Annotated in this window: 17 protein-coding genes and 4 pseudogenes; 9 read left to right on the top strand and 12 right to left on the bottom strand. The window is 61.6% G+C overall.

All coding sequences use genetic code 11. The annotated features are described in order from the left end of the window. Positions 1-479: 479 nt before the first annotated feature. On the bottom strand, positions 480-1,388 hold the full coding sequence (locus AWB76_RS36090) for a LysR family transcriptional regulator (RefSeq protein WP_061164869.1): 909 nt from the start codon (positions 1,386-1,388) through the stop codon (positions 480-482). Positions 1,389-1,492: 104 nt separating this feature from the next. On the opposite strand from AWB76_RS36090, the gene AWB76_RS36085 reads away from it, so the two are divergent. The 4 genes from AWB76_RS36085 (at position 1,493) to AWB76_RS39835 (ending at position 7,463) form a co-directional block, all read left to right on the top strand. After that, entirely contained in the window at positions 1,493-2,299 is an 807-nt protein-coding gene (locus AWB76_RS36085; RefSeq protein WP_061164868.1) for a phytanoyl-CoA dioxygenase family protein, read from the top strand. A 223-nt stretch (positions 2,300-2,522) separates the two neighbouring features. Next, complete coding sequence (ydiJ, locus tag AWB76_RS36080; protein WP_061164867.1) at positions 2,523-5,573, top strand: D-2-hydroxyglutarate dehydrogenase YdiJ; 3,051 nt, start codon at positions 2,523-2,525, stop codon at positions 5,571-5,573. Between the two features lie 77 nt (positions 5,574-5,650). After that, positions 5,651-6,955 (top strand): MFS transporter, encoded by a 1,305-nt coding sequence (locus AWB76_RS36075; protein WP_061164866.1) that lies wholly within the window; start codon positions 5,651-5,653, stop codon positions 6,953-6,955. 79 nt (positions 6,956-7,034) lie between these two features. After that, positions 7,035-7,463, top strand: a complete 429-nt coding sequence (locus AWB76_RS39835; RefSeq protein ID WP_244173631.1) for an aldehyde dehydrogenase family protein — start codon at positions 7,035-7,037, stop codon at positions 7,461-7,463. On the opposite strand, the gene AWB76_RS39830 is transcribed toward AWB76_RS39835, so the two are convergent. Next, the gene (locus AWB76_RS39830; protein WP_244173633.1) at positions 7,423-7,755 is read right to left on the bottom strand and encodes a hypothetical protein; all 333 of its coding nucleotides are present in this window, start codon (positions 7,753-7,755) and stop codon (positions 7,423-7,425) included. The two genes, AWB76_RS39835 and AWB76_RS39830, sit on opposite strands and share 41 nt — an antisense overlap. Then, positions 7,727-8,086, bottom strand: a pseudogene (locus AWB76_RS39825) (integrase core domain-containing protein); the annotation flags it as partial. The pseudogene AWB76_RS39825 and the gene AWB76_RS39830, both read right to left, overlap by 29 nt. Positions 8,087-8,097: 11 nt before the next feature. On the opposite strand from AWB76_RS39825, the pseudogene AWB76_RS36065 reads away from it, so the two are divergent. Next, positions 8,098-8,653, top strand: a pseudogene (locus AWB76_RS36065) (IS3 family transposase); the annotation flags it as partial. A gap of 677 nt (positions 8,654-9,330) precedes the next feature. Here the strand turns inward: AWB76_RS36065 and AWB76_RS36060 are convergent. The 9 genes from AWB76_RS36060 to AWB76_RS36020 form a co-directional block, all read right to left on the bottom strand. Then, positions 9,331-10,374, bottom strand: a complete 1,044-nt coding sequence (locus AWB76_RS36060) for a LacI family DNA-binding transcriptional regulator (protein ID WP_061164864.1) — start codon at positions 10,372-10,374, stop codon at positions 9,331-9,333. Then, entirely contained in the window at positions 10,371-11,471 is a 1,101-nt protein-coding gene (locus tag AWB76_RS36055; RefSeq protein ID WP_061164863.1) for a glycerol dehydrogenase, read from the bottom strand. The genes AWB76_RS36060 and AWB76_RS36055 overlap by 4 nt, the downstream gene beginning before the upstream one ends. Next, positions 11,468-12,229 carry an SDR family oxidoreductase gene (locus AWB76_RS36050; RefSeq protein ID WP_061164862.1) on the bottom strand — a complete coding sequence of 254 codons (762 nt, stop codon included), beginning with the start codon at positions 12,227-12,229 and terminating at the stop codon, positions 11,468-11,470. Before AWB76_RS36050 ends, AWB76_RS36055 begins: the two co-directional genes overlap by 4 nt. 1 nt (position 12,230) lies before the next feature. Further along, positions 12,231-13,217, bottom strand: coding sequence for an NAD(P)H-quinone oxidoreductase (locus AWB76_RS36045; protein ID WP_061164861.1), 987 nt, complete (start codon positions 13,215-13,217; stop codon positions 12,231-12,233). A 29-nt stretch (positions 13,218-13,246) separates the two neighbouring features. Further along, positions 13,247-13,783 carry a 2,4'-dihydroxyacetophenone dioxygenase family protein gene (locus AWB76_RS36040; protein ID WP_061164860.1) on the bottom strand — a complete coding sequence of 179 codons (537 nt, stop codon included), beginning with the start codon at positions 13,781-13,783 and terminating at the stop codon, positions 13,247-13,249. Between the two features lie 46 nt (positions 13,784-13,829). Then, positions 13,830-14,534 carry an ABC transporter ATP-binding protein gene (locus AWB76_RS36035; protein ID WP_061164859.1) on the bottom strand — a complete coding sequence of 235 codons (705 nt, stop codon included), beginning with the start codon at positions 14,532-14,534 and terminating at the stop codon, positions 13,830-13,832. Next, positions 14,518-16,302, bottom strand: coding sequence for a branched-chain amino acid ABC transporter ATP-binding protein/permease (locus tag AWB76_RS36030; RefSeq protein WP_061164858.1), 1,785 nt, complete (start codon positions 16,300-16,302; stop codon positions 14,518-14,520). The genes AWB76_RS36035 and AWB76_RS36030 overlap by 17 nt, the downstream gene beginning before the upstream one ends. Before the next feature lie 18 nt (positions 16,303-16,320). Next, positions 16,321-17,193, bottom strand: a complete 873-nt coding sequence (locus tag AWB76_RS36025; RefSeq protein WP_061164857.1) for a branched-chain amino acid ABC transporter permease — start codon at positions 17,191-17,193, stop codon at positions 16,321-16,323. Between the two features lie 83 nt (positions 17,194-17,276). After that, a complete protein-coding gene (locus tag AWB76_RS36020) occupies positions 17,277-18,494 on the bottom strand; it encodes an ABC transporter substrate-binding protein (protein WP_061164856.1) in 1,218 nt (405 codons plus the stop codon). 134 nt (positions 18,495-18,628) lie between these two features. Here AWB76_RS36020 and AWB76_RS41320 point away from each other — a divergent pair, with 134 nt between their 5' ends. The 4 genes and pseudogenes from AWB76_RS41320 (at position 18,629) to AWB76_RS36000 (ending at position 21,361) form a co-directional block, all read left to right on the top strand. After that, positions 18,629-18,868, top strand: a complete 240-nt coding sequence (locus AWB76_RS41320; RefSeq protein ID WP_157696297.1) for a hypothetical protein — start codon at positions 18,629-18,631, stop codon at positions 18,866-18,868. Between the two features lie 120 nt (positions 18,869-18,988). Continuing rightward, positions 18,989-19,478 (top strand): annotated as a pseudogene (locus AWB76_RS36010) (ATP-binding cassette domain-containing protein); the annotation flags it as partial. Beyond that, a pseudogene (locus tag AWB76_RS36005) lies at positions 19,475-20,423 on the top strand (ABC transporter permease). The pseudogenes AWB76_RS36010 and AWB76_RS36005, both read left to right, overlap by 4 nt. Beyond that, on the top strand, positions 20,420-21,361 hold the full coding sequence (locus tag AWB76_RS36000) for an ABC transporter permease (RefSeq protein WP_061164853.1): 942 nt from the start codon (positions 20,420-20,422) through the stop codon (positions 21,359-21,361). Before AWB76_RS36005 ends, AWB76_RS36000 begins: the two are co-directional and overlap by 4 nt. Positions 21,362-21,421: the final 60 nt, after the last annotated feature.

Genomic DNA, 21,421 nt, shown 5'->3' with positions numbered 1-21,421 from the left:
TGCGTCGCTGCAGCCTGAAACCCCAAGGCAGGCTGACGCGGGATTCGCTGCCTATAGCCAGCTCACAAAAGTGCTGCGCGTTGGCAGAAGCTCTTGGTGACCGTCTCTGACGGCCTTGAATTGGCTACGGCATCGAAGACGACGGAGGCCATTCCTTGCACAAACGATTTTGAGCCCGCGCTTTTGTCTCCTTTGATGTGTCAATCCGCTGTACGTCACGCAGCTATTGTGATCAAGACAGCTCCGTGCGTCGAACATATCCCCTACAATTTGGCCGCTGTCCTAGCTAATGCGGATCGTGCCAAAGCGAGACATGACGGTAAATGAGCTGCTTTCAGCGGCTTCACACTGCCTTCTAACGCGACCGGACAAGCAGTCAAATCAACGCTACATACGGCGGCCGCAAATCGAAGCAGTTGTGCTGACGGTTCAACCGGAAAACTAACCTGTTCATCGTAATTGAAGTCGTACCGCCTGCTTTACTCGACCTTCGCTTTGCCCGGTGCGCGCGCGGTTATCTCGCACGCGAGTTGAACAAAAGAGCCTAGCGCCGCGGGCGGGTTGGGTTCCTTCCACGCGAGGTAGAGTTCGCTCTGCGCGTGCTGTTCACGCAGCGGACGATAAACGACGTTGTCCATGTGCGTTCGTTGAACCGACGCAGGTACGAGCGTCACACCAAATCCGGCGCTTACGAGGCCAAGGGACGCGTAGATCTGTCCCATTTCGAAGCTCGTGGAAGGAGAGAAGCCTGCCAGTGCGCACAACTGGTTGATGGTGGCGTGATAGTCCGGCGCGACATCTTTCCGGTAATTGATGACGCGCAGGTGCATACAGTCCTTGATGGAGATCTGCCGTTTCGCTGCGAGAGGGTTGTCCTTCGCGATGGCAACGTAAAACGGCTCCTGAAGCAACAGGACGCTGTTCAGTTGGCTATCCGAAGGCAAAGAGCGAACGAAGGCCAGATCGACGTCCCCTCGATCCAGCGCATTGATCTGTTCCGCAGAGGAAAACCATCGAAGTTCGACTGTCACCGCGGGGTAACGCTGCTGGAATTCACGCAAGAGCGGCGGCAGCAGCGTGTACGCGATGTGCTCAAAGAACCCGACCGCCACCCGGCCGATTTCCCCTCTTGCTGCGCGTTGCGAATCCACGATCGCGGAGTTTGTGTCCGCCAGAATTCGCCTTGCCCGTTCTTCGAAAACCTGGCCCGCCGATGAAAGGAATACGCGTTTGCCCCGGCGCTCGAAAAGCGCCACGCCGAGTTCCTCTTCCAGTTCCCGTATCTGCCGGCTCAACGGCGGCTGGGCCATGTGCAGTTCCTCCGCCGCCTTCGTGAAGTTGAGTGTGCGTGCCACCGTCAGAAAGTAGCGAAGATGACGCAGTTCCATCTAAAACCTTTTAGGTATCGATACGCAACTTATTATATCTTTTACATTGGACGCGACGGGTCTTAGGATCATGACATCACACCAATAAGTCAGGAGATGCCCTCATGAAACTTACCGCGTCACAATTGGAAGCGTACGAGCGCGATGGATTTGTTGTTCTGCCGGAGCTTTTCTCGGAAGAGGAAGTCGAGCATATGAAGAGCGAGTTGCGCCGGATCCAGAAGATCGATACCGACCATCTCGTCCGTGAAAAGACGGGCGGCATCGCGAAGACGATCTACAAAGTTCACGAAACCGAAAGTCCGACGGCATCGGCGGTCTTTCACTCCGCCGTGCGCTCCCCCAGATTGCTCGAGCCGGCACAACAACTGATCGACGGTCCCGAACTCTACGTCTATCACACGAAGTGCAATCTGAAGACGGCTATCGACGGCTCCGTCTGGCAATGGCATCAGGACTTCGGCACTTGGCATATCGACGGCGTGAAAGAACCGCAGATGACAACCGCGTTGGTCATGCTCGACGAGCCGACCGAAATGGGCGGATGTCTCTATTTCATCCCAGGAAGCCACAAGCTTGGTTCACTCGATCCGACGTTCGATGAGGCAACCGGTTACCGCTTCTACGTTGTACCCAAGCCGACGATGCTTGATATTTTGTCCAGTCACCCCAAGGCCGTGCCTATCATCGGCCGCCCGGGAACAGTCGTGTTCTTCGACGCCAACATCGTGCATTCCTCGGGTCACAACCTGTCCGGTGACGATCGATGGCAGGCCTATATCGTCTACAACCAGGTGAAGAACAAGCCTGAACAGGTCGAGCAGCCGCGACCGGATTATGTGCGCTCGACCAATTTCGTTCCTCTGGAGGTTGGCTCAGACGAGATTCTCGACAGAGTTCAGATCGGCTGAATTTGCGCGCGCGTCGCTCGCCGGGACGCATGTACCTGGCGAGCAGCGGCAAGTCACATCAACAGCGTAAGCGTTATCTCCTGAGTGTCGCCGACGCGTGACCTCGCGTTTTCTCTCCGAATGCGGCCATCACGACGACGCGTCAGGCCTGTTGCTCTGATAGACGCAGGTGAAGCAATAGGTGCGCAGAGTGCCGCTCCAGGACGCATGAAAGGTAAGCGACATGAAGGTCATAAAGATAAAACTAGAAGAAGCACGAGGCACTACTTCCGAAGCGGCGTTTCTCGAAGCTCTGCGGGTTGCGGGACTGGAGGGCGAGATCGACGTCAGCCATGCGACGCGCACGGTACTCGCAACGGACAATTCGATCTATCAGCGCAGACCCACGGCTGCGATTTTCCCCCGCAACGCCGCTGACGTTGAGCGCATCGCGCGGCTGCTCGCCGAGGAGCGATTTCGAAGCGTCGTGGTATCGCCCCGAGGCGGTGGCACCGGCACCAACGGCCAGTCATTGACCGACGGTATCGTCGTCGATCTGTCCCGCCACATGAACCGCATCATTGAAATCGATCCGATTAAGCGCACGGCAAGGGTTCAGGCAGGCGTCGTCAAGGATCAATTGAATGCGGCTCTCAAACCGCACGGATTATTCTTTGCTCCGGAACTGTCCACGTCGAATCGCGCCACGATTGGCGGGATGATCAGCACGGACGCCAGCGGACAAGGCAGCTGCACGTATGGAAAAACGCGCGACCACGTCATCGCTCTGAAGAGCGTGTTGCTTGGAGGCGTTTCGCTCGCCTCCGAGCCGGTCGACGATGCAACACTGGAACAGCTTTGCGCACGGACGGATATCGTTGGACGGGCCTACAAAACCGCCCGCGAGATTTCCGACAACCAGGCTGAACTCATACGAGACACTTTTCCGCCGCTTAATCGCTGCCTGACGGGCTACGATCTCGCGCATCTTCGCGAGCGTGACGGGAGGCTGAACCTGAATAGCCTGATTTGCGGCGCGGAGGGTACGCTCGGCTTCGTTGTAGAGGCGACTTTGAACGTGTTGCCGAAACCGCTTCATTCGGCGTTGGTGAACATCCAGTATGAAGGATTCATGGATGCGCTGAGGGATGCGCGCGCTCTGATGGACCATCGACCGCTGTCCATCGAGACGGTGGACTCCACGGTACTCGCTCTAGCCCGCGATGACGTTGTCTGGACTTCGATATCCGAGTTCTTCCCGGACTATAACGACGAGCGAAGCGCTCAAGGTATCAACCTGGTTGAATTCAGCGCCGATGATCTCGGTCAGCTGCAAAGCCGTGTCGCTGAATTTGTCGAGCACATCAGCACGGACCGGAGCGTTCGGCGTCTCGGCCACACGATCGCTTGCGGAGATGTGGCGGTTGGTCGTGTTTATGCAATGCGAAAGCGCGCAGTCGGCCTTCTTGGCAACGTGCGCGGAAAAAGGCGGCCGCAGCCGTTTGTCGAGGATACAGCTGTCCCTCCGGAGCAACTTGCGGAGTACATCGCAGAGTTTCGCGCGTTGCTCGATTCCTATGGCTTGAAGTATGGGATGTTCGGGCATGTTGACGCTGGCGTGCTGCACGTGCGTCCTGCGCTCGATCTGAGAGCCCCCGAGGATGCTGCCTTGATCAGGCCCATCTCGGATGCCGTGTCGGCGCTCACCATGAAGTACGGCGGACTTCTTTGGGGAGAGCACGGGAAAGGCGTGCGCTCGGAATACGCACCGACCTTCTTCGGGAGCCTTTACCCTTCCTTGCAGCGAATCAAGGCAGCGTTTGACCCGTATAACCAGCTAAATCCCGGAAAGATCGCCGTACCGACAGGCGCTGATAGCACGCTTCTCAAGATTGACTCCGCCACTTTGCGAGGTGAACTCGACCGCGAGATCAGCGACGCGGTGTGGGAAGCGAACGGTGACGCCGTCCAATGTAACGGCAATGGCGCTTGCTTTAATTTCGACCCGGACGATTCGATGTGTCCTTCATGGAAAGCGACACGTCAACGCATTCATTCTCCGAAAGGCCGTGCGTCGTTGATGCGTGAGTGGTTACGTCTGCAGGTAGCTGCAGGTGCCGATCTGATCGCTCGACCGCGTGCGAAGCGCTTGCCCGTACGTTTCTTGAATTCGCTGCGGCGCGGTCGAAACAACGATGATTTTTCGCACGAGGTGTATGAGGCGATGAACGGCTGCCTCGCCTGCAAGTCTTGCGTCGCTCAGTGTCCTGTCAAGGTCAACGTGCCGGAGTTGCGATCACGATTTCTGGAGCATTACCACACGCGATATCTTCGCCCGGCTCGCGATTACATGATTGCTTCTCTCGAATACACGATTCCGCGGCTGGTGTCCGTGCCCGGGGGGCGACAGCTTTACAACGGCGCTGTGGAAAGCCGGTTCGCGCGACTATTGCTCAAGCACGTTGTTGGAGTGGTCGACACACCCAGTATCGTTCAGAGCGAAGTCAGGAAGTCGATTCCATGTGCCATAGCGACGTTTGAGACTTTGAAGCGCATGGGCGCGAGCGAACGCAAGCGTTGCGTGGTCGTTGTTCGCGATACTTTCACGCATTTTTTTAGTGGCGACGTCGAAACTGCTTTTGTCGAGCTCGCGGAGTCTTTGGGATTTCGCGTCCTTTTTGCACCCTTTCATCCGAATGGTAAGCCGCTTCACGTTTTGGGCTTTCTGACCCGATTTGCACGGGCCGCACGTAAGAACGCCCAGACGCTCCTCGATATTGCAAGCACGGGTGTCACGCTGGTTGGGGTCGACCCGGCCATGACGCTGACGTATCGCCAGGAATATTCGAAAGTACTCGGGAGCGAAAACGTCCCGAATGTGTTGTTGCCACAGGAGTGGCTCGCGACTGCGATCAGTTCGTCGCACATGCTCAAAGCGGCACCCGTGTCGTTCAAGTTACTACCTCATTGCACGGAGAAGACCAATGCCGCGCAAGCTACAGCGCTTTGGAAAGCGGTTTTTGCCGCGGCAGGTCTGGACGTGGTGATGCCCTCAACAGGGTGTTGCGGGATGTCAGGCACTTACGGTCATGAAGCGAGGAACGTGACTACATCGACCGATATCTTCGCGCTGTCGTGGGCGCACCAGATTCCTGAATCCGATTGCCCGGTCAGGAACGAGGAAAGCCCAGAGGTCTTGGCGACAGGCTATTCCTGTCGCTGTCAGGTGAAGCGTCTGCGAGGCAAGACGCTTCGTCACCCTGTGCAGGTGCTCGCGGATATCTACCGGCAATAGTCATTAGATGTAGCTCCGGGCGTAGCACTGTTCAATATGGAAGCAAATACTTATTTTCGAAAATATAAGGAGACGGAATGATCGAGAAGTCAAAGAAATTAAAGCGCATACAGGTGGCATCAATAGCGCTTCTGACGCTGGCCGGGGTTGTCAACTATCTCGATCGGAGCACATTGTCTATAGCGAACCATTCCGTCAGCAGTGAACTCGGGTTGTCGGCATCTCAGATGGGAATATTGCTGTCTGCTTTTTCGTTCGCTTACGCCTTTGCGCAACTGCCGGTTGGCGTGCTTCTGGACAGGTTCGGATCACGAGTGATGCTGGGACTTGGAATGTTCGTCTGGTCCGCCGCTCAGTTTAGCGGGGGGCTCATAACGAGTCTTCATCAGTTCATCATTGCGCGTATTGCGCTCGGAGTGGGGGAATCGCCAAACTTTCCGGCTGGCGCGAAAGTGGTCAGCGAGTGGTTTGGAATTCGTGAGCGAGGTCGGCCGACGGGCATCTTCATTACTTCGTCGACGATTGGGCCGGCTCTTGCGCCCCCGATTCTGACTGTCATGATGCTGTCGTGCGGTTGGCGACAAATGTTCATGATCATGGGCGGCTTCGGAATTGCCGTGTCAATCGGCTGGTACTTGACCTATCGTGACCGCAAAAACGTGACGCTCTCGGACGGAGAAGCTGCCTATCTGAACGAAGGTGCAAGTGACACCAAGGTCGAGCGAAAGATGACCATGTCAGAATGGCGCAATCTGTTTCTGACGCGTACCACCTGGGGCATGATTCTCGGCAATGCGGGCATCATCTATATGCTGTGGCTGTACCTGACGTGGCTGCCTGCATATCTTGAGCGTGAGCGCCATTTATCGCTCGCAAGTACCGGATGGTTGGTGTCGATCCCATATCTTTTCGGCACGATTGGCATGTTATCGAGCGGCTTCGTTGCTGATGCGTTGCAGGCCCGCGGTATCGCACCGATTCGAAGCCGAAAATGGCCTATCTGTGTCGGTCTGATTGGTGGGGCTTTATTTACGGTTCCCGCTGCGTTCACGCCGAATCTGACACTTGCGATTTTCTACCTCAGCGTAGCGATGTTCTTTGTCCAGATGGCATGTGGTGCGAGTTGGGCGCTTGTGTCTGTGGCCACGCCGCGGCACATGGCGGCATCCCTTGCGAGCATTCAAAACTTCGGCGGTTATTTCGGCGGCTCGTTCGCGCCTTTTGTCACCGGTGTTGTCGTCGATCGGACGCATTCGTTTGTCGACGCGTTCCTTATCAGTACTGGAATCGCGCTTCTGGCTGCGCTCGTCTACGCACTGATGGTTGGAAAGCGCGTCGACGAGCCGAAGGTCGCCGTGTCGACACCGCCGCTCGCGACGTAACCAGGTTGCGCAGGCCGGTATAACCGCTCCATAAGATTTCCGGCGCGCGGAAAGCCTTTTTCTCATTTGGCGAAGTTAAATGAATCAGTATAGAAATCTGGTCAACGGTGAGTGGGTAACCGGCGAACACTGGCGACCCAATGTGAGTCCGTCGGATAGCAACGATGTAATCGGTGAATACGCGGACGCTAATGTGCTGCAGACCGAGATCGCAGCCACCGCGGCACGTGAGGCCTTTCGCTCATGGTCAAAGAGTGGTCCACAGGAACGCTTTGACTTATTAGATCAGACGGCTTCGATCATCCTGTCTCGGAAGGCGGAGCTGGCGACGCTGCTATCGCGAGAAGAGGGCAAAACGCTTTCGGAAGCTGCCGCCGAAGTGCGGCGAGCGGGACAGATCTTCAAGTTCTTCGCTGGAGAAGCGTTGCGAACCGATGGCGAACTAGTACAACATCCCTCAAATAGCTTTAATAATTATCGGGTTGCGAGTAAGGCTGCAGGAGCGTGACGACGACCTCGGCCATCTCGTCGAGCGAACCTGTGCCCGGCAGCGGCTCCCATCGGCCGGTGTGGCTGCGAAAGGCGGCACTATAACGATTGCGGGCGAGTTCGGTAAGGCGCGCCACAACAGTCGGTTCCTCATCATCGAGACGCTTGATCAACAGGTGCCGCCCGTAGGTTTGTGTGACGATCTGCTCATGGCCGAGCACGCTGCGCAGTTGACGCTGAAGTGAACCGCCCCGGCTTTGTCGGAGACCGCCGAGTTTGGCGCTAAGCCGCGCGAGCGGAGGGCACCAGATTCCGATTGTAGACTTCCTCTGCTTGCGCAGGCGGCGATACTTACCCGAGCGGGCCGGGCAACCGATGGTGGTCATACCAGTGAACCCATTCGAGCGTGGCGAGCTCGACGTCTTGGAGCGTACGCCATGAACGCCGATGTACAACTTCGGCCTTATACAAGCCGTTGATCGTTTCGGCCAGAGCATTGTCGTCGGAGTCGCCGACAGTTCCGACTGATGGTTCAACGCCAACGTCCACCAAACGTTCGGTGTACCGAATGCTAAGGTATTGCGACCCGTGATCGCTATGATGAATGAGTCCGGGCGGTGGCTGGCGATCGTGCAACGCCTGATTCGGTTCAGACGACGGATTCGACACACCGCCTACCGGTGGCGCCCAATCTGCTTGATCGTCGTTTTTACGGCTGGCAGCCCGATCAGGCTTGGGTCAGCGACATCACCTTTATCAGGACCGGCGGAGGCTGGCTACCTGGCTGCTATTCTGGATCTTGCAAGCCGACGCATCGTAGGCTGGTCAATGTCAGATCGCATCAACGCGGAACTGGTCTGCCAGGCACTGCGCAGCGCGTGCTGGCACCGTAAGCCCGTGCCGGGGTTGTTGTTACATTCCGATCGCGGAAGTCAATATGCAAGCCGAGCGTACCGGAAACTCGCTGCCGACTTCAAGATGAAAGTTTCGATGAGCCGTCGCGCTAATGCGTGGGACAACGCGCCAATGAAAAGCTTCTTTAAAACCCTGAAAGTCGAGCGAGTCTATCAGGTTCGCTACCAAACGCGCGCTCAGGCTCGTCTGGATATCGTCGACTGGGTCGAGGGCTACTACAATCGACAACGCCTGCACACTTCTTTCGATTTCTGCACTCCAGTCGAATACGAGGCTAGGACGATCGCTGCATGATTTGCTGTACGTGGAAACGAGGCAGGATCATGCCGTGCTGACCCTATGAGGCGTAGTTTCGCCTAACGAAGAGATGCAACTAATCGTCAACGCCTTCACCCGCCAAAAAAATTGGCGGACCTCCACGCTACTCGTGATTCTCCAACGGGCACCGTTGGCAATCAAGGACGCGAAATGTCAGCCTCGGTTAGGCGGACCGGGCGCGTTGATCGTGCAAGCAACTTGCGTCGCGCGACCCCTTCAATTCGAGAAAATCCGTTCCTGAATACGCTCACCAGTCGGCGATCGTCCGCATCGAGTTGAAGCCAGAAGACTTGCGTACACCGGCGCGGTGTGACGCAGGTAACGCTTTCTCCGTATCCGTCAGTGCATCCAGTCGTCCAGTGTTGACAGGACTTCAATCAGACATCGCGGATTTTCCCTAATAGGGCGTACGAGACGCGTCAGTGTCCTTCGGAGTCTGTCAGGGCTATCGACGCCGTTTTCGAATTCAGCCTAACGACGGTGCCAACACGCTCGTTCAGATGCTTGTCGGTGAATCCAACGGTGTCGCCGATGAAGAACTCTTCGGGGCGCGGGCGAGCTGTCGGCGCTTCAACACTCCCATCGGCGGCGAGTCACGCTGCCGACCGCTTATGTGTGTCGAAGCTCTGTGATGGACCCTTCCAAGGGAGGGCCTATGCCGATTCTCCGCGAAACCGCTCACCCAGGCAGGGTGCTGAAAGCGTGCCGCGTTGCACGACGGGCGCTTCAAGCACGATCTCGTCGTCACCATCCTTGCCGTCGATCAGTGCCATCAGATGCCGGGCCGCGCGCGCGCCGATCTCCAGCGATGGAACGCGCACTGTCGTAAGCGGCGGCTGCGTGAGCCGGGCCTGTTCGATATCGTCGAAGCCGGTCACCGAAAGATCCTCAGGCACGCGAATGCCCTTCGCGCGGCATTCGTCGAGCAGCCCGATGGCCTGTAGATCCGTGCCGCATAGGACGACGCTGGGCCGCAACTCCCCGTGCCACAGTTCCCGCAGCGCCTGCCTTCCGCCTTCGAACGTGAACGGCGCTTCCACGATCCATTCGGGTCTTAGATCGAGGCCCGCTTCCCGGAGCGCGGCGCGCGTGCCTGCCTGCCGCGCACGCACGCGTTCATTGCCCAACGTGGAGCCGCCGCACATGGCCACGCGCTGATGCCCAAATCCGACGATGCGCCTTGCCAACTGGTAAGCGGCCTCAAAGTTCGAGAAGCCGACGCAATGGGGATACTGCGTTTCGTCCACCGACCAGGTGAGGACGTAAGGCAGCGCGCACTGGCGCGTCAGTTCGAAGACCTCGGGCGGATGGTCGGTGCCCACGAGCACGAGCCCGTCGACGCCGCGCTCCAGAATAGCGCGTAGCACTTCAAGTTCGCGGGCCGGCTTGTACTCGTGACTCGCGATCAGCAACTGATACCCGTAACCCCATAACGTCTGCTGAAGCGCCTGAATCGAATCGGCGTAGATGGGGTTGTTCAGCGTCGGATAGATGGCGGCGATCGTGCGCGTCTTGCGCGAGGCAAGCGCCTGCGCCGCGCCGTTTCGCACGTAGCCGAGCTGCTCGACCGCGCGCTGCACATTCGCGAGCGTCTGCGGCTTGACCTGATCTGGCACGGACAAGGCCCGCGATGCGCTGCCGAGCGACACGCCCGCCAGCCGCGCGACATCCGCGAGCGTAGCGCGTGTGGGTTTCATGATGTGCTGCGCGCGCGTCCGTAGGCGTCGGCGCGCGCGATGCCGTCGATCAGCCTTTGCGCCGTCAGGGGCGGCGTCATGTGCCGGCTGTAGCGCGTGGCGAGCGTGGCCTCGGCGATGAGCGTCTGCTCCACCGATGTGAGCGGGGCATGCTGCCCCAATTGTGCGAGCGTGAGCGGCAATCCGACTGCGGTCATGAGCGTGGCCAACGGTTCGATGTCTTCCGGCGAGGTTTCTTCGACGAACAATTGTACAAGCGTGCCGAAGGCGACCAGTTCGCCGTGCATCATCGAGGCCATCGCGGGGATCGCCGTGAGGCCGCGAATCAGCGCATGCGCGAGCGACAGCCCCCCGCTTTCGAAACCGACGCCGCTCAGAAGCACCGTCGCTTCGACCACGCGTTCGACGGCATCGGTGAGTTCGCCGCGCCGAATGTCGGCATAAGCGCGCGCGCCGTTTTCAAGCAGCATCGCGAGTGTCGCGCGCGTGAGCAGCAACGCGCTCGGCAGCGGCGGCGTGCCGTACAAATTGAGGCCACCGGCGCGCTGACATTGCGCGGCTTCGAACTGCTTGCTGAGCGCATCGCCGATGCCGGCCGCGAACAGACGCGCGGGCGCGGCGGCGATCAGCGCCGTATCGACGATCACCGCGTCCGGATTGCGCGGCAACATGTCGATGCCCGCAACGCGATGCGCCTCGTCATACAGAATGATGAGACGGCTCGTCGGCGCATCGCTGGAAGCGGCGGACGGCGCGATGACGATCGGCACGTTCAGCGCCCGCGCGACACCCTTTGCCGTGTCGATGGTCTTGCCGCCGCCGATCGCCACGACGGCATCCGCATGACGTTCGCGCGCATCGCCGCTCAGTCGTGCGATGACCGCCACTGTGCATTCGCCGGGAAACGTGGCGATGTGCGCGTCTTCGAGCGACTGCGAGACGTCCGCCGATACGCGCGCGATGACCGCGCCATCGACGAGCACGAACGCGCGGCGCGCGCCGAGTTCCGCGAGCGTCGGTGCGAGCGAGGCCAGCGCGCCCGAACCTTGTGTGTAGCGCCCCGGAAAGCCGATGGTCCGCAATGGCGCACGCGTCATGTCATCAGCCATCCGCCGGCCACGTCGATCACTTGCCCGGTGACGAATGCGGCGTCGCCGGACGTGAGGAACAGACACGTCGATGCCACTTCGTCGGGTGCGCCGAGGCGACGCAGCGGCGTTTCGCGCGCGACCTTCTCGTTGGCCTCGCGCGCGACGCCGCGCACGAGCGGCGTATCGATGCGCCCCGGCGCGATCGCGTTCACCGTGATGCCGTGCGGCCCGAGCTCGCCCGCGAGATGCCGCGTCATGCCGATCAGCGCGGCCTTCGTCGTGCTGTAGTGCGCGGCGACGATGTCGAGATACGCCTTGCCCGCCACCGACGACATCGACACGATGCGCCCGAAGCGCCGCTCCACCATGCCCGGCGTGAGGATGCGGCAGAAGTTGAAGACGCTGTTCACGTTCACGTCCATCACGCGGCGCCATTCCTCGGGCGCCATCTGCCAGAGTGGCATCGGCTTGCCCGCGTGCTTCGGCGAAATGCCCGCGTTGTTGATGAGCGTATCGACCGGGCCGAGCGCCGCCTCGATCGCGCGGCAAGCGGTTTCGCATGCGGGGAAATCGCCGACGTCGGCGGCTGCGAAATGTGCGCGCAGGCCCGCATCGGCGAGACGTCCGGCGAGCGCCGCGCCCGCTTCCTCGTTGACATCGACGATGCCGACCGCCGCGCCATCGCGCGCATAGCGCTCGACGATTGCCTCGCCGATGCCGCCGCTGCCACCCGTCACCAGAACCACACGCTTGTCGTGCCGCACGTTAGTCGTCTCCCACTTTCAGCATGATCTTGCCGATATGTTGGCTCGATTCCATCAGCGCGTGCGCGGCCTGCACATCCGCGAACGGCAGCACGCGATGAATCACTGGCAGCGCGCGGCCCGCTTCGAGCAGCGGCCAGACGTGCTTGTGCAGCGCCTTGGCGATCGCCGCTTTCTGTTCGACGCTGCGCGCACGCAAGGTCGAACCGGTGAAGGTGAGACGGCGCAGCATAATCGGCATGGCATCCAGTTCGATGCGGCTACCTTCGAGAAAGGCGATCTGCACGAGCCGGCCCTCGAGCGCGAGCGCGCGGATATTGCGCGGAATATAGTCGCCTCCGACCATGTCGAGAATGATGTTGACGCCCTGATCATCGGTAAGCTTCGCGACGGCATCGACGAAATCTTCATCGCGGTAGTTGATCGCGTGATCCGCGCCCGCTTCGCGGCACGCCTGCGCCTTCTCCGCATTGCCGACGGTCGTGAACACGCGCGCGCCGAACGCATGCGCGAGCTGGATCGCGGTCAGCCCGATGCCGCTCGATCCGCCGTGCACGAGGAACGTCTCGCCTGTCTGCAGGCGGCCGCGCTCGAACACGTTGGTCCAGACGGTGAAGTAGGTCTCGGGCAAGGCTGCGGCCTGCAACAGCGTGAGCCTGTGGGGCACGGGAAGACAATGCAATGCATCCGTGATGCAGTATTGCGCATAACCGCCGCCCGGCACGAGCGCGCAGACTTCATCGCCAGCGCGCCATTGCGTGACGTTCGCGCCCGTCGCGACGATGCGCCCCGAGACTTCGAGCCCCAGATGCGGCGATGCACCCGTCGGCGGCGGATAGGAACCCGCGCGTTGCAGCACGTCCGGCCGGTTCACGCCCGCGTAAGCGACTTCGATGAGCACGTCGTTCGGGCCGGGCGAGGGCAGCGGTCCTTGCGCGAGGCGCATGCAATCGGGCGCGCCGCCCGCGCCGTGATCGACGTATTGCATCGATGCAGGAAGAGTGGATGTCATGGGGTTCAACGGATGATCGATTCGATGTAATCGGCGGGCAGACCGATCGACGCATAGTGCCTGCGCGCCGTCTCGATCTTCGTGAAAACGTCCTCGTAACCTTGCGCGACGCCTTGCGGATCGACATAGGTATAGCCGCCCGTCACGTGGAACCAGGTGATCATCTCGGGCACGTCTTCGGGCACGAAGAGCGTATGCGTTTCGCCCGCCGGCTCGAACGCATAGCCGCCTTGCTCCGCGACCCAGTCGTGTTCGAGGTAGTACCAGCGGCCTTTGAGCACCATCGCGTGAACGGCGCCGCTATGACGATGCCGCGAGATCACGCCGCTGCGGCGCACGCGCAAAAGATTGACGTAGTAGCCCTGGCTTGCGTTGAGAATGAGCGGCTTGAACGACACGGTTTCGGTCGCCGGCACCCACAGGTTGTCGTCTTCGAGCCAGTCGGTCATGACGCCGCCGTGCACGAGATCCTTCGACATGTACGGCACTTGCGGCAGCTGATAGGCGATGACCTGTTCGTCGGGCTTCACTTCGGTATGCATGAGTTTTTCTCCGTGGTTTCTGGATGCGATGCGCCGGTGCGGTGAATCAATGACCGAGATACGCGCGCCGCACGTGGGGATTATCGAGCAATTCTGCGCCCGATCCGGACAACGCGATGGCGCCGTTTTCGAGCACATATCCGCGGTTAGCGAGCTTGAGCGTATGAAACACGTTCTGTTCGACGAGCAGCACCGTGACGCCGCGCGCCGCGACCGTGCCCACGACCTCGAACATCTGCTCGACGAGCAAGGGCGAAAGGCCGAGCGACGGTTCGTCAAAGATCAGGAGCTTGGGCGCGGACATCATGCCGCGCGCGATGGCGACCATCTGCTGCTCGCCGCCCGAGAGCGATCCGGCGAGCTGCGTGAGACGCTCGCGCACGCGCGGAAAGAGTTCGAGCACTTCCTCCATGCGTTCGCGCCGCGCGCCGCGTGCGGCGTGACGAAACGCGCCCATCAGCAGGTTTTCTTCGACGCTGAGGAACGGGAAGAGCTGACGTCCTTCGGGAATCATCGTGACGCCCATCGCGACGATCTCGTGCGGCGATTTGCCGACCAACTCCTGTCCCTGAAACGTGATGCTGCCGCCGCGCGCCTCGACGATCCCGCACAGCGTCTTCAGCGTCGTGGTCTTGCCCGCGCCGTTCGTACCGACGAGCGTGACGATCTCGCCTTCCTGCACATCGAGCGAGACGCCCCGCAGGACTTCGCTCTTGCCGTAGCCGGCCGAGACGTTATGCAGCTTGAGCATCGAGATACCCCTTGCCGAGATAGGCCTGAATCACCTCAGGATCGTTGACGACATCGGACGGCTTGCCTTCCTTCAGCATGCGCCCGGCATTGATGACGATGATGCGGTCCGACAGCGCCATCGTCGCCTGCATCATGTGCTCGATCATCAGCACGGCGACGCCTGAATCGCGGATGCGCCGCACCATGTTGATGGCGCGCGCGATGTCGGCGGGATTGAGCCCGGCCATCACTTCGTCGAGCAGCAGTGCGCGCGGGCGCGTGGCGAGCGCGCGCGCTACTTCGAGGCGCTTCATGCCGCCGACGGTCAGGCTGCGTGCTTCGGTATCGAGCAAGGACGTGAGATCCGTCATCTGAGCGACGTCGCGGGCGATCGATTCCGCTTCGACGCGGACCCCCGTATGCATGAACGCGCCGAGCATGATGTTCTCCAGCACCGAAAGGCCCGCGAACGGCTGCGCGATCTGGAAGGTGCGGCCGACGCCGTCTTTCGCGAACGCATCGGGCGTGCGCGGTTCGGCCCAGGTGCCATCGGCGAGGCGAATCTTCACGATGCCTTCGTTCGGGCGGATGAAGCCCGAAAGCTGATTGAAGACCGTCGTCTTGCCCGCGCCGTTCGGGCCGATCACGCCGAGAATCTCGCCGGCGTGCAGCGTGAGGGAAACATCGTCGGTCGCGACGAGTCCGCCGAAGCGCTTCTTCAGATGCTCCGCGACGAGCAGCGGCGTGCCGAGCGGCAACGCATCGGCGGGCGCGATCGACTTCGCCGGTGCGGGGGGCGGCGTGCGCGCGCCGGGCAGACGGTCGATGAAGCGCAGCACGAAACCGCCCAGATGCCCGACGAGTCCGCGCGGAATGAACAGCACGACGAGCACCAGCACCACACCGTAGACGAAGCCGTGCGTGCCGCTGCCGAACGAACTGAGCCAGCCGCGCGCCAGTTCGGCGATCGGCAGCACGAGGACGGTGCCCGCGAGCGGCCCGGCGACGCTGCCCAGTCCGCCGATCAGCGCGAACATCGCGATCTGCACCGACAGTTCCAGGGAGAATGCCGCGGACGGATCGATGAAGGTGAGATACATCGCGTGGAAAGAGCCGATGAGACTCGTCAGCACCGCCGAGATCACCGCCGCGCCGATCTTCACCTTCACCGCGTTCACGCCGACCGCGCGCGCCGCATCTTCACGCTCGCGCACGGCGATCAGATAGAAGCCGAAGCGCGAGCGGCGGATGAGCCACGCGGCCCACAACGTCACCAGAAGAAAGCCGAACGCGATCAGCAGATACGCCCACTTTTCGCGGAACACCATCCATTGCAGGCCGATGTTGAGCGGCACGTTCAGGCCCGCCGAGCCGCCCGTCCAGCTCTCCTCATGCACGGTAAGCAGGCGGCATACTTCGAGAAACGCGATCGTGGCGAGCGCGAAGAAGGGCCCGCGCAGACGCAGCGTCGGATACGCGATGACGATCGCCGCCATCGCCGAGATCACCGCGCCCGCGAACATGCCGAGCCACGGCGTGATGCCGAAGTTGATGACGAGCAGCGTCGCCGCGTATGAGCCGATGCCGTAGAACACCGCGTGTCCGAGCGACAGCTGCCCGGCGAATCCGCCGACGATATTCCACGCCGTCGCGAGCGCGCCGAAGACGCACACGAGCACGGCCAGGTGAAACGCGAACGGCGATTGCAGCGCGAACGGCACGGCGAGCAGCGCGAAGAGCGCCAGCGCGCCCATGTAGCCGCGCGGATGCAGGAGATTGGGAAACATCGGATGCCTCGCTGAACGTTATTCGGAGCCGCGTCCGAGACCGAAGAGACCGGTCGGGCGCACCACGAGAATCACGAGGAAGATCGCGAAGTAGACGACTTCCTTCATGTCGGGCGAGATGTAATAGCCCGCGAGACTGTCGATGAGCCCGATCACGATCGACCCGACGAGCGCGCCCGGCAAGCTGCCGAGACCGCCCAGCACGACGATGACGAACGCGGTCAGCACGAAGTACTGGCCGACGGTCGGGAACACCGGATACTGCGCGACCAGCAAGCCCGATGCGAGCCCGACCAGCGCCGCGCCGATGCCGAACGCGAGCACATACGTGGTCTTCACGTTGACGCCCATCAGCGAGGCTGCGTAGCGATGCTGCGCCACCGCGCGAAATGCGCGGCCGGTATACGTGCGTTGCAGGAACAGATGCAGCCCGCCCGCGACCGCGAGCGCGGCGGCAAACGTAATCAGTTGCCCGCTCACGACGTTGATGTCGCCGAACTGCAAATGTTCGGTGCCGAAGCTCACATCGACGGGATGCACGTCCGCGCCGAAGATCATCAGCGCGAGATTGACGAGAGCGGTCGACACGCCGACGGTCGCGAAAATCTGAACGTGCGCGTCGGCGGAAAGCAGCGGCTGGATGATGAAGCGCTGGATCAGCACGCCAAACGCGAACAGCAGCAGCGCAACCGGCACCGCCGACACGTACGGATGCCAGCCGAGCTTCGCGGCGAGCAGCCAGACGGCGTACATGCCGACGATCAGCAGCTCGCCGTGCGCGAAGTTGACCACGCGCACGACGCCGAAAATCAGCGTCAGGCCGATGCTGATGATTGCGTACGCGCCGCCCAGCAACAGGCCGTTGACTAGAAGTTGCAGAAGAATGGACATGCTCGTTTCCTGGACACCGCGCAGCGCGTGTCACGCGCCGCACGGATCGAGTGAAAGAGAAATGCGGATAGGCACCGGCGGAATTACTGCGCCGCGACGGGCTTGGCGATCGCGACAGCTTCCGGATAGACCGTGACGAGCTTGCCGCCTTGCCACTGCATCACGTTGGTGGTCGCGAGCTGGTTCTGGCCGTTGTCGGCGAACTGGAAGCCCCAGCCTGCCGCCGTCGTGCCCGTCGGCTTTTTGTACGCGAGCACGGCGGCGCGGATCTTGTCCTTGTCGGTGGATTTCGCGTTGGCGAGCACATCGAGGAACGCCTTTGCACCGACATAGTTCACGAGGCTATGACCCGAGCGCGGCGCCATGCCGAAGTGCTTCTGGTATTCGGCGGAAAACGTTTCGAGGCCGGGTGCGCCTTTCTCGTTCATCGCGACTTGCGGGAAGTCGATGTCGTACACGCCGTTCATTTGCGCGCCGACGGCCTTGGCCGTATCCGCCAGCGAATAGCCGCCGCCTGCGCCGATGACCGCTTTCGGCCTGAAGCCGGCCTGCGCGGCTTGGCGGAAGAACAGGATCGAGTCATTCTGATACGAGGTCTGCAGCACAATATCGACGTCCGCGCCCTTCAGACGGAGGATCAGCGACGACAGATCGACGCTCTTCGCCGAATACGGCAGCACCTGCACGACGTTCAGACCGAGCTTTTTCGCGCCTTCCTTCTGGAAGCCGGAGACGAGCGTGCCGTACGGCCCGTCTTCCGCGATGATCGCGATCTTCAGCGTCTTCGGATCCACTTTGAGCTGCGGCGCGACGACCTTGGTGAGCGCTTCGAGCGTGCCGTCCGCGAAGGTCTTCGTGGTCGAGTTGCTGCGATACAGATACTTGAAGCCGCGGCTCGTGATGGTGTCGGCGGTCGCGCCGAGCTCGAAGAACGGCACGCCCGCGAGTTCGGTCACCTGCGTCGCCGCCGACGACACCGCCGACGAATAACTGCCGAACACCGCCGACACGTTCTCCACCGAAGTCAGACGCCGCGCTTCCCCGACGGCCTGGTTGGCATCGACGGCATCGGCTTTCACGAGCACCACTTTGTCGCCGTTAATGCCGCCTGCCGCGTTGCGTTCTTCGACGGCGAGCTGAACGCCGCGATAGCTCTCGTCGCCGAGCAGCGCGAGTCCGCCGCTGAAGGGAAAGAGCGCACCGATCTTGATGTCCGCGGCATGCGCCGCGCCGAGGCTCGATACGGCGAAGCAGGCGGCGGCGAGGGCGCGAAGAACCGTGCGGGGAAAGGGCGAGGACATGCGGTGTCTCCTAATATCGTTTTGAATTGAAGCGCTTCAAATTTGCGTGCTGACCGCCCCCGCATTGATTGGAGGGGCGCTGTCGTGCTACTTTCGTGTGGCTAAAGGCCCTTAGACTGTGTCGGCAAGGAAATTTGAAGCGCTTCAAGTTTGCAGCTTTGAGCAACCTCACGTCAACCAAGGGTTTCCACGTAAAAAGAAAAGGGCGCTCGAAGACACAAGCGCCCTGCCAGGGATCGAAACGGGTCGATCACGACACCTCTTCGAAATGGGAAGATACCGCGATGAAGGCGCGCCTTGAGCGCATGTTTCTGCGCAACTCGCGTGAGCCGTATGATGACATCGTTGGCGTCCGCCTTGAGAAGAAAACATAGTGATCCTCACAATAGCCGACGAAGCAGGCGGCAGGCACGATCGGATGGAATCGCCGACTGAACACTTGGTGCACGCGCGGTGCGGACGCCAAGTACCTCCTGACCGATCGATGCGCTCTGGATCGCGGGCGCGACGGCGTGTTCCCGGTGTGGTCCATCGCGCAAAATCTCGACTTGCGGTGGCTTCTCGGCGGCGCGAAGCGCAAGCGCTGACTCGTCGATCTCGCGGCGGCGCGCGCTCGTGGAAGCGTGGCGCACGAAGATCGGAATACGTGGCGCGCCGATGAGCGCGGGCATCCTGTCGCTCTCGGGCGGCAACCAGCAGAAGGTGTTGTTTGCGCTCGCGCTGTCGTCGGACGCGCAGCTCATTCTGATGGACGATCCGACGCGCGGCCTCGATGTAGGCACCAAGCGCGACATCTACCGGCTCGTTCACGACGAAGCCGCGAAAGGCCGCACGTTCATCTGGTACACGACAGAAAACGAAGAGCTGTCGCATTGCGACCGCACGTATGTATTCCGCTCGTCGGCGGTCACGCGCGTCTTGCATGCGGACGAATGCACGGAAGAAGCGCTGCTCGCTGCGAGCTTCGAGGAGCAGGCCGCATGACCCCCGCGCGCATCACGTTCCGGGACACGCAAGCGCGTCTGCGCGCGCTGCTTCCCGCCATCTCGCTCGTCGCGGTGCTCGTGCCGATTCTCCATGCAACCCGCCGTGATGAGCTATTTCGGGTCGAGTCTGCTGCTCAATCTGGCCGTGCCGATCGTGCTCGCGCACGCTTGCGCAACTCGCGATCATCACCGTCAACGATCTCGACTTGTCCATCGGTCCATTCGTGAGTCTCGTCGCGTGCATCGGCGCGACGCTGCTCGTCAAGGAGCCGTGGCTAGGCGCGCTCGCGCTCGTCGCCCGTGTGCTCGCGTATTCAGCCGTCGGCGCGCTGATCGAACTGCGGCAGATTCCGTCGATCGTCGTGACGCTCGGCTGTCGTTCGTGTGGAGCGGGCTCGCCATCGTGCTGCTGCCTTCGCCGGGCGGCACGACCCCCGGCTGGCTCGGCACGGCGATGAGCTATCAGACGCCGTTCATCGCCGCGCCGATCGTGTGGTCGGCGCTAATTGCCATCGCAGGGCACATTCTGCTGATGCGCACCTCGGCCGGCGTGCGCATACGCGGCGCGGGCGGCAATCCGCGCGCGATGCGGCGCTTCGGCTGGTCGCTCGTGCGCAGCAAGGCGACGCTTTACGGCATCGCGGGCGTGTTCGGCGTGCTGTCCGGTCTTTCGCCGCTCGGGCTCACGACCTCCGCCGACGCGAACCTTGCGCTGCGCTACACGCTGCTCTCGATTGCGGCGGTCATTCTCGGCGGCGGCGAATTCGTCGGCGGGCGCGTATCGGTCATCGGCGCGGTGCTCGGTGCCATCACGCTCACGCTCGCGGCGTCGTTCCTCGCCTTTCTCAACGTCTCGGTGGATTGGCAAGTCGACATGCAGGGCGCGATCCTGATCGTCGTGCTGTCTTTGCGTGTGTTGCTGCAACGCGGGGAACGGCAATGAAATGGCAGACTTCCGGTGAAGCGCTCGCCAACAACGACACCGCGTGGGAACGGCTGAAGGGCGTTCAGGCGCCCTGGGCGTGGTCTTTCGTCGGCCCGGTGCTTGCGTGGTTCGGTATCGTCGGCATCTTCGGCTTCGGCATCGCGAGCAATGTCGCGCAGACGGCCCTCACCTACGGCGTGTTCATGGTGCTGGTCGGTCTCGGGCAGATGCTCGTCATCACGTCGGGTGTCGGCAACATCGACCTCTCGGTGCCGTCGACGATCCCGCTCGCGGGCGTCGTCGGCATGCACGCGATGGGCGGCTCCAACGGCCATATCGCGCTCGGCGTCGCGGCGGCGCTCGGCGTGGGCGTCGCGGTCGGGATCGCGAACTACATGCTGATCCGGCTGCTGCGCATTCCACCGATCATCGCGACGCTGTCGTCGAGCTTCATCATCCAGTCGATCGCCATCACGCAAGGGCGCCAGCTTCCGCCGCCGCCCGCGCTGGGCGCATTCGCCACGAGCCGGCTCTTCAACGTGCCGTATATCGCGCTGGTTGCGCTCGCCTTGTCGGTCGCGCTCGCGGCGCTGCTTCATCGCGCCGTGTATGGCCGCAGGCTTTCGGCGATCGGACAGAATGCCCGCGCCGCGTGGCTCGCGGGGGTGAACGTGCATCGCACGCGCTGCCTCGCCTACGTGCTTTCGTCGATGATCGCGGCGCTGACGGCGCTGCTGCTCACGGCGACATCAGGCGGCGCGTCGCTCGACATGGGCGTCGAGTACATGCTGATCTCGATCGCCGTGGTCGTGATCGGCGGCACGCTGGTCACGGGCGGCAAGGCGACGATCGTCGGCGTATGGGGCGCCTCGATGTTTCTGTTTCTCACCAACGCCGCGCTCAACGCGGTCGGCGCCGAGGCCGGCGTGCGCTCGGTTACGAGACGATGTCGGTGACGATTCCACCGGGCGCGTCCTCGTTCGCCTTCTGGGTGACGCAGCAGCTTCTCGCGGCGG

The organism is Caballeronia temeraria (assembly GCF_001544795.2).
Lineage (GTDB): Bacteria > Pseudomonadota > Gammaproteobacteria > Burkholderiales > Burkholderiaceae > Caballeronia > Caballeronia temeraria.
This window is presented reverse-complemented; position numbering and strand designations above follow the sequence as displayed.

What these genes read in the sequence shown, in the direction of transcription:
- AWB76_RS36090 (WP_061164869.1), bottom strand. Translation starts at nt 1,388, where the DNA reads ATGGAACTGCGTCATCTTCGCTACTTTCTGACGGTGGCACGCACACTC.
- AWB76_RS36085 (WP_061164868.1), top strand. Translation starts at nt 1,493, where the DNA reads ATGAAACTTACCGCGTCACAATTGGAAGCGTACGAGCGCGATGGATTT.
- ydiJ (WP_061164867.1), top strand. Translation starts at nt 2,523, where the DNA reads ATGAAGGTCATAAAGATAAAACTAGAAGAAGCACGAGGCACTACTTCC.
- AWB76_RS36075 (WP_061164866.1), top strand. Translation starts at nt 5,651, where the DNA reads ATGATCGAGAAGTCAAAGAAATTAAAGCGCATACAGGTGGCATCAATA.
- AWB76_RS39835 (WP_244173631.1), top strand. Translation starts at nt 7,035, where the DNA reads ATGAATCAGTATAGAAATCTGGTCAACGGTGAGTGGGTAACCGGCGAA.
- AWB76_RS36060 (WP_061164864.1), bottom strand. Translation starts at nt 10,374, where the DNA reads ATGAAACCCACACGCGCTACGCTCGCGGATGTCGCGCGGCTGGCGGGC.
- AWB76_RS36055 (WP_061164863.1), bottom strand. Translation starts at nt 11,471, where the DNA reads ATGACGCGTGCGCCATTGCGGACCATCGGCTTTCCGGGGCGCTACACA.
- AWB76_RS36045 (WP_061164861.1), bottom strand. Translation starts at nt 13,217, where the DNA reads ATGCAATACGTCGATCACGGCGCGGGCGGCGCGCCCGATTGCATGCGC.
- AWB76_RS36040 (WP_061164860.1), bottom strand. Translation starts at nt 13,783, where the DNA reads ATGCATACCGAAGTGAAGCCCGACGAACAGGTCATCGCCTATCAGCTG.
- AWB76_RS36035 (WP_061164859.1), bottom strand. Translation starts at nt 14,534, where the DNA reads ATGCTCAAGCTGCATAACGTCTCGGCCGGCTACGGCAAGAGCGAAGTC.
- AWB76_RS36030 (WP_061164858.1), bottom strand. Translation starts at nt 16,302, where the DNA reads ATGTTTCCCAATCTCCTGCATCCGCGCGGCTACATGGGCGCGCTGGCG.
- AWB76_RS36025 (WP_061164857.1), bottom strand. Translation starts at nt 17,193, where the DNA reads ATGTCCATTCTTCTGCAACTTCTAGTCAACGGCCTGTTGCTGGGCGGC.
- AWB76_RS36020 (WP_061164856.1), bottom strand. Translation starts at nt 18,494, where the DNA reads ATGTCCTCGCCCTTTCCCCGCACGGTTCTTCGCGCCCTCGCCGCCGCC.
- AWB76_RS36000 (WP_061164853.1), top strand. Translation starts at nt 20,420, where the DNA reads ATGAAATGGCAGACTTCCGGTGAAGCGCTCGCCAACAACGACACCGCG.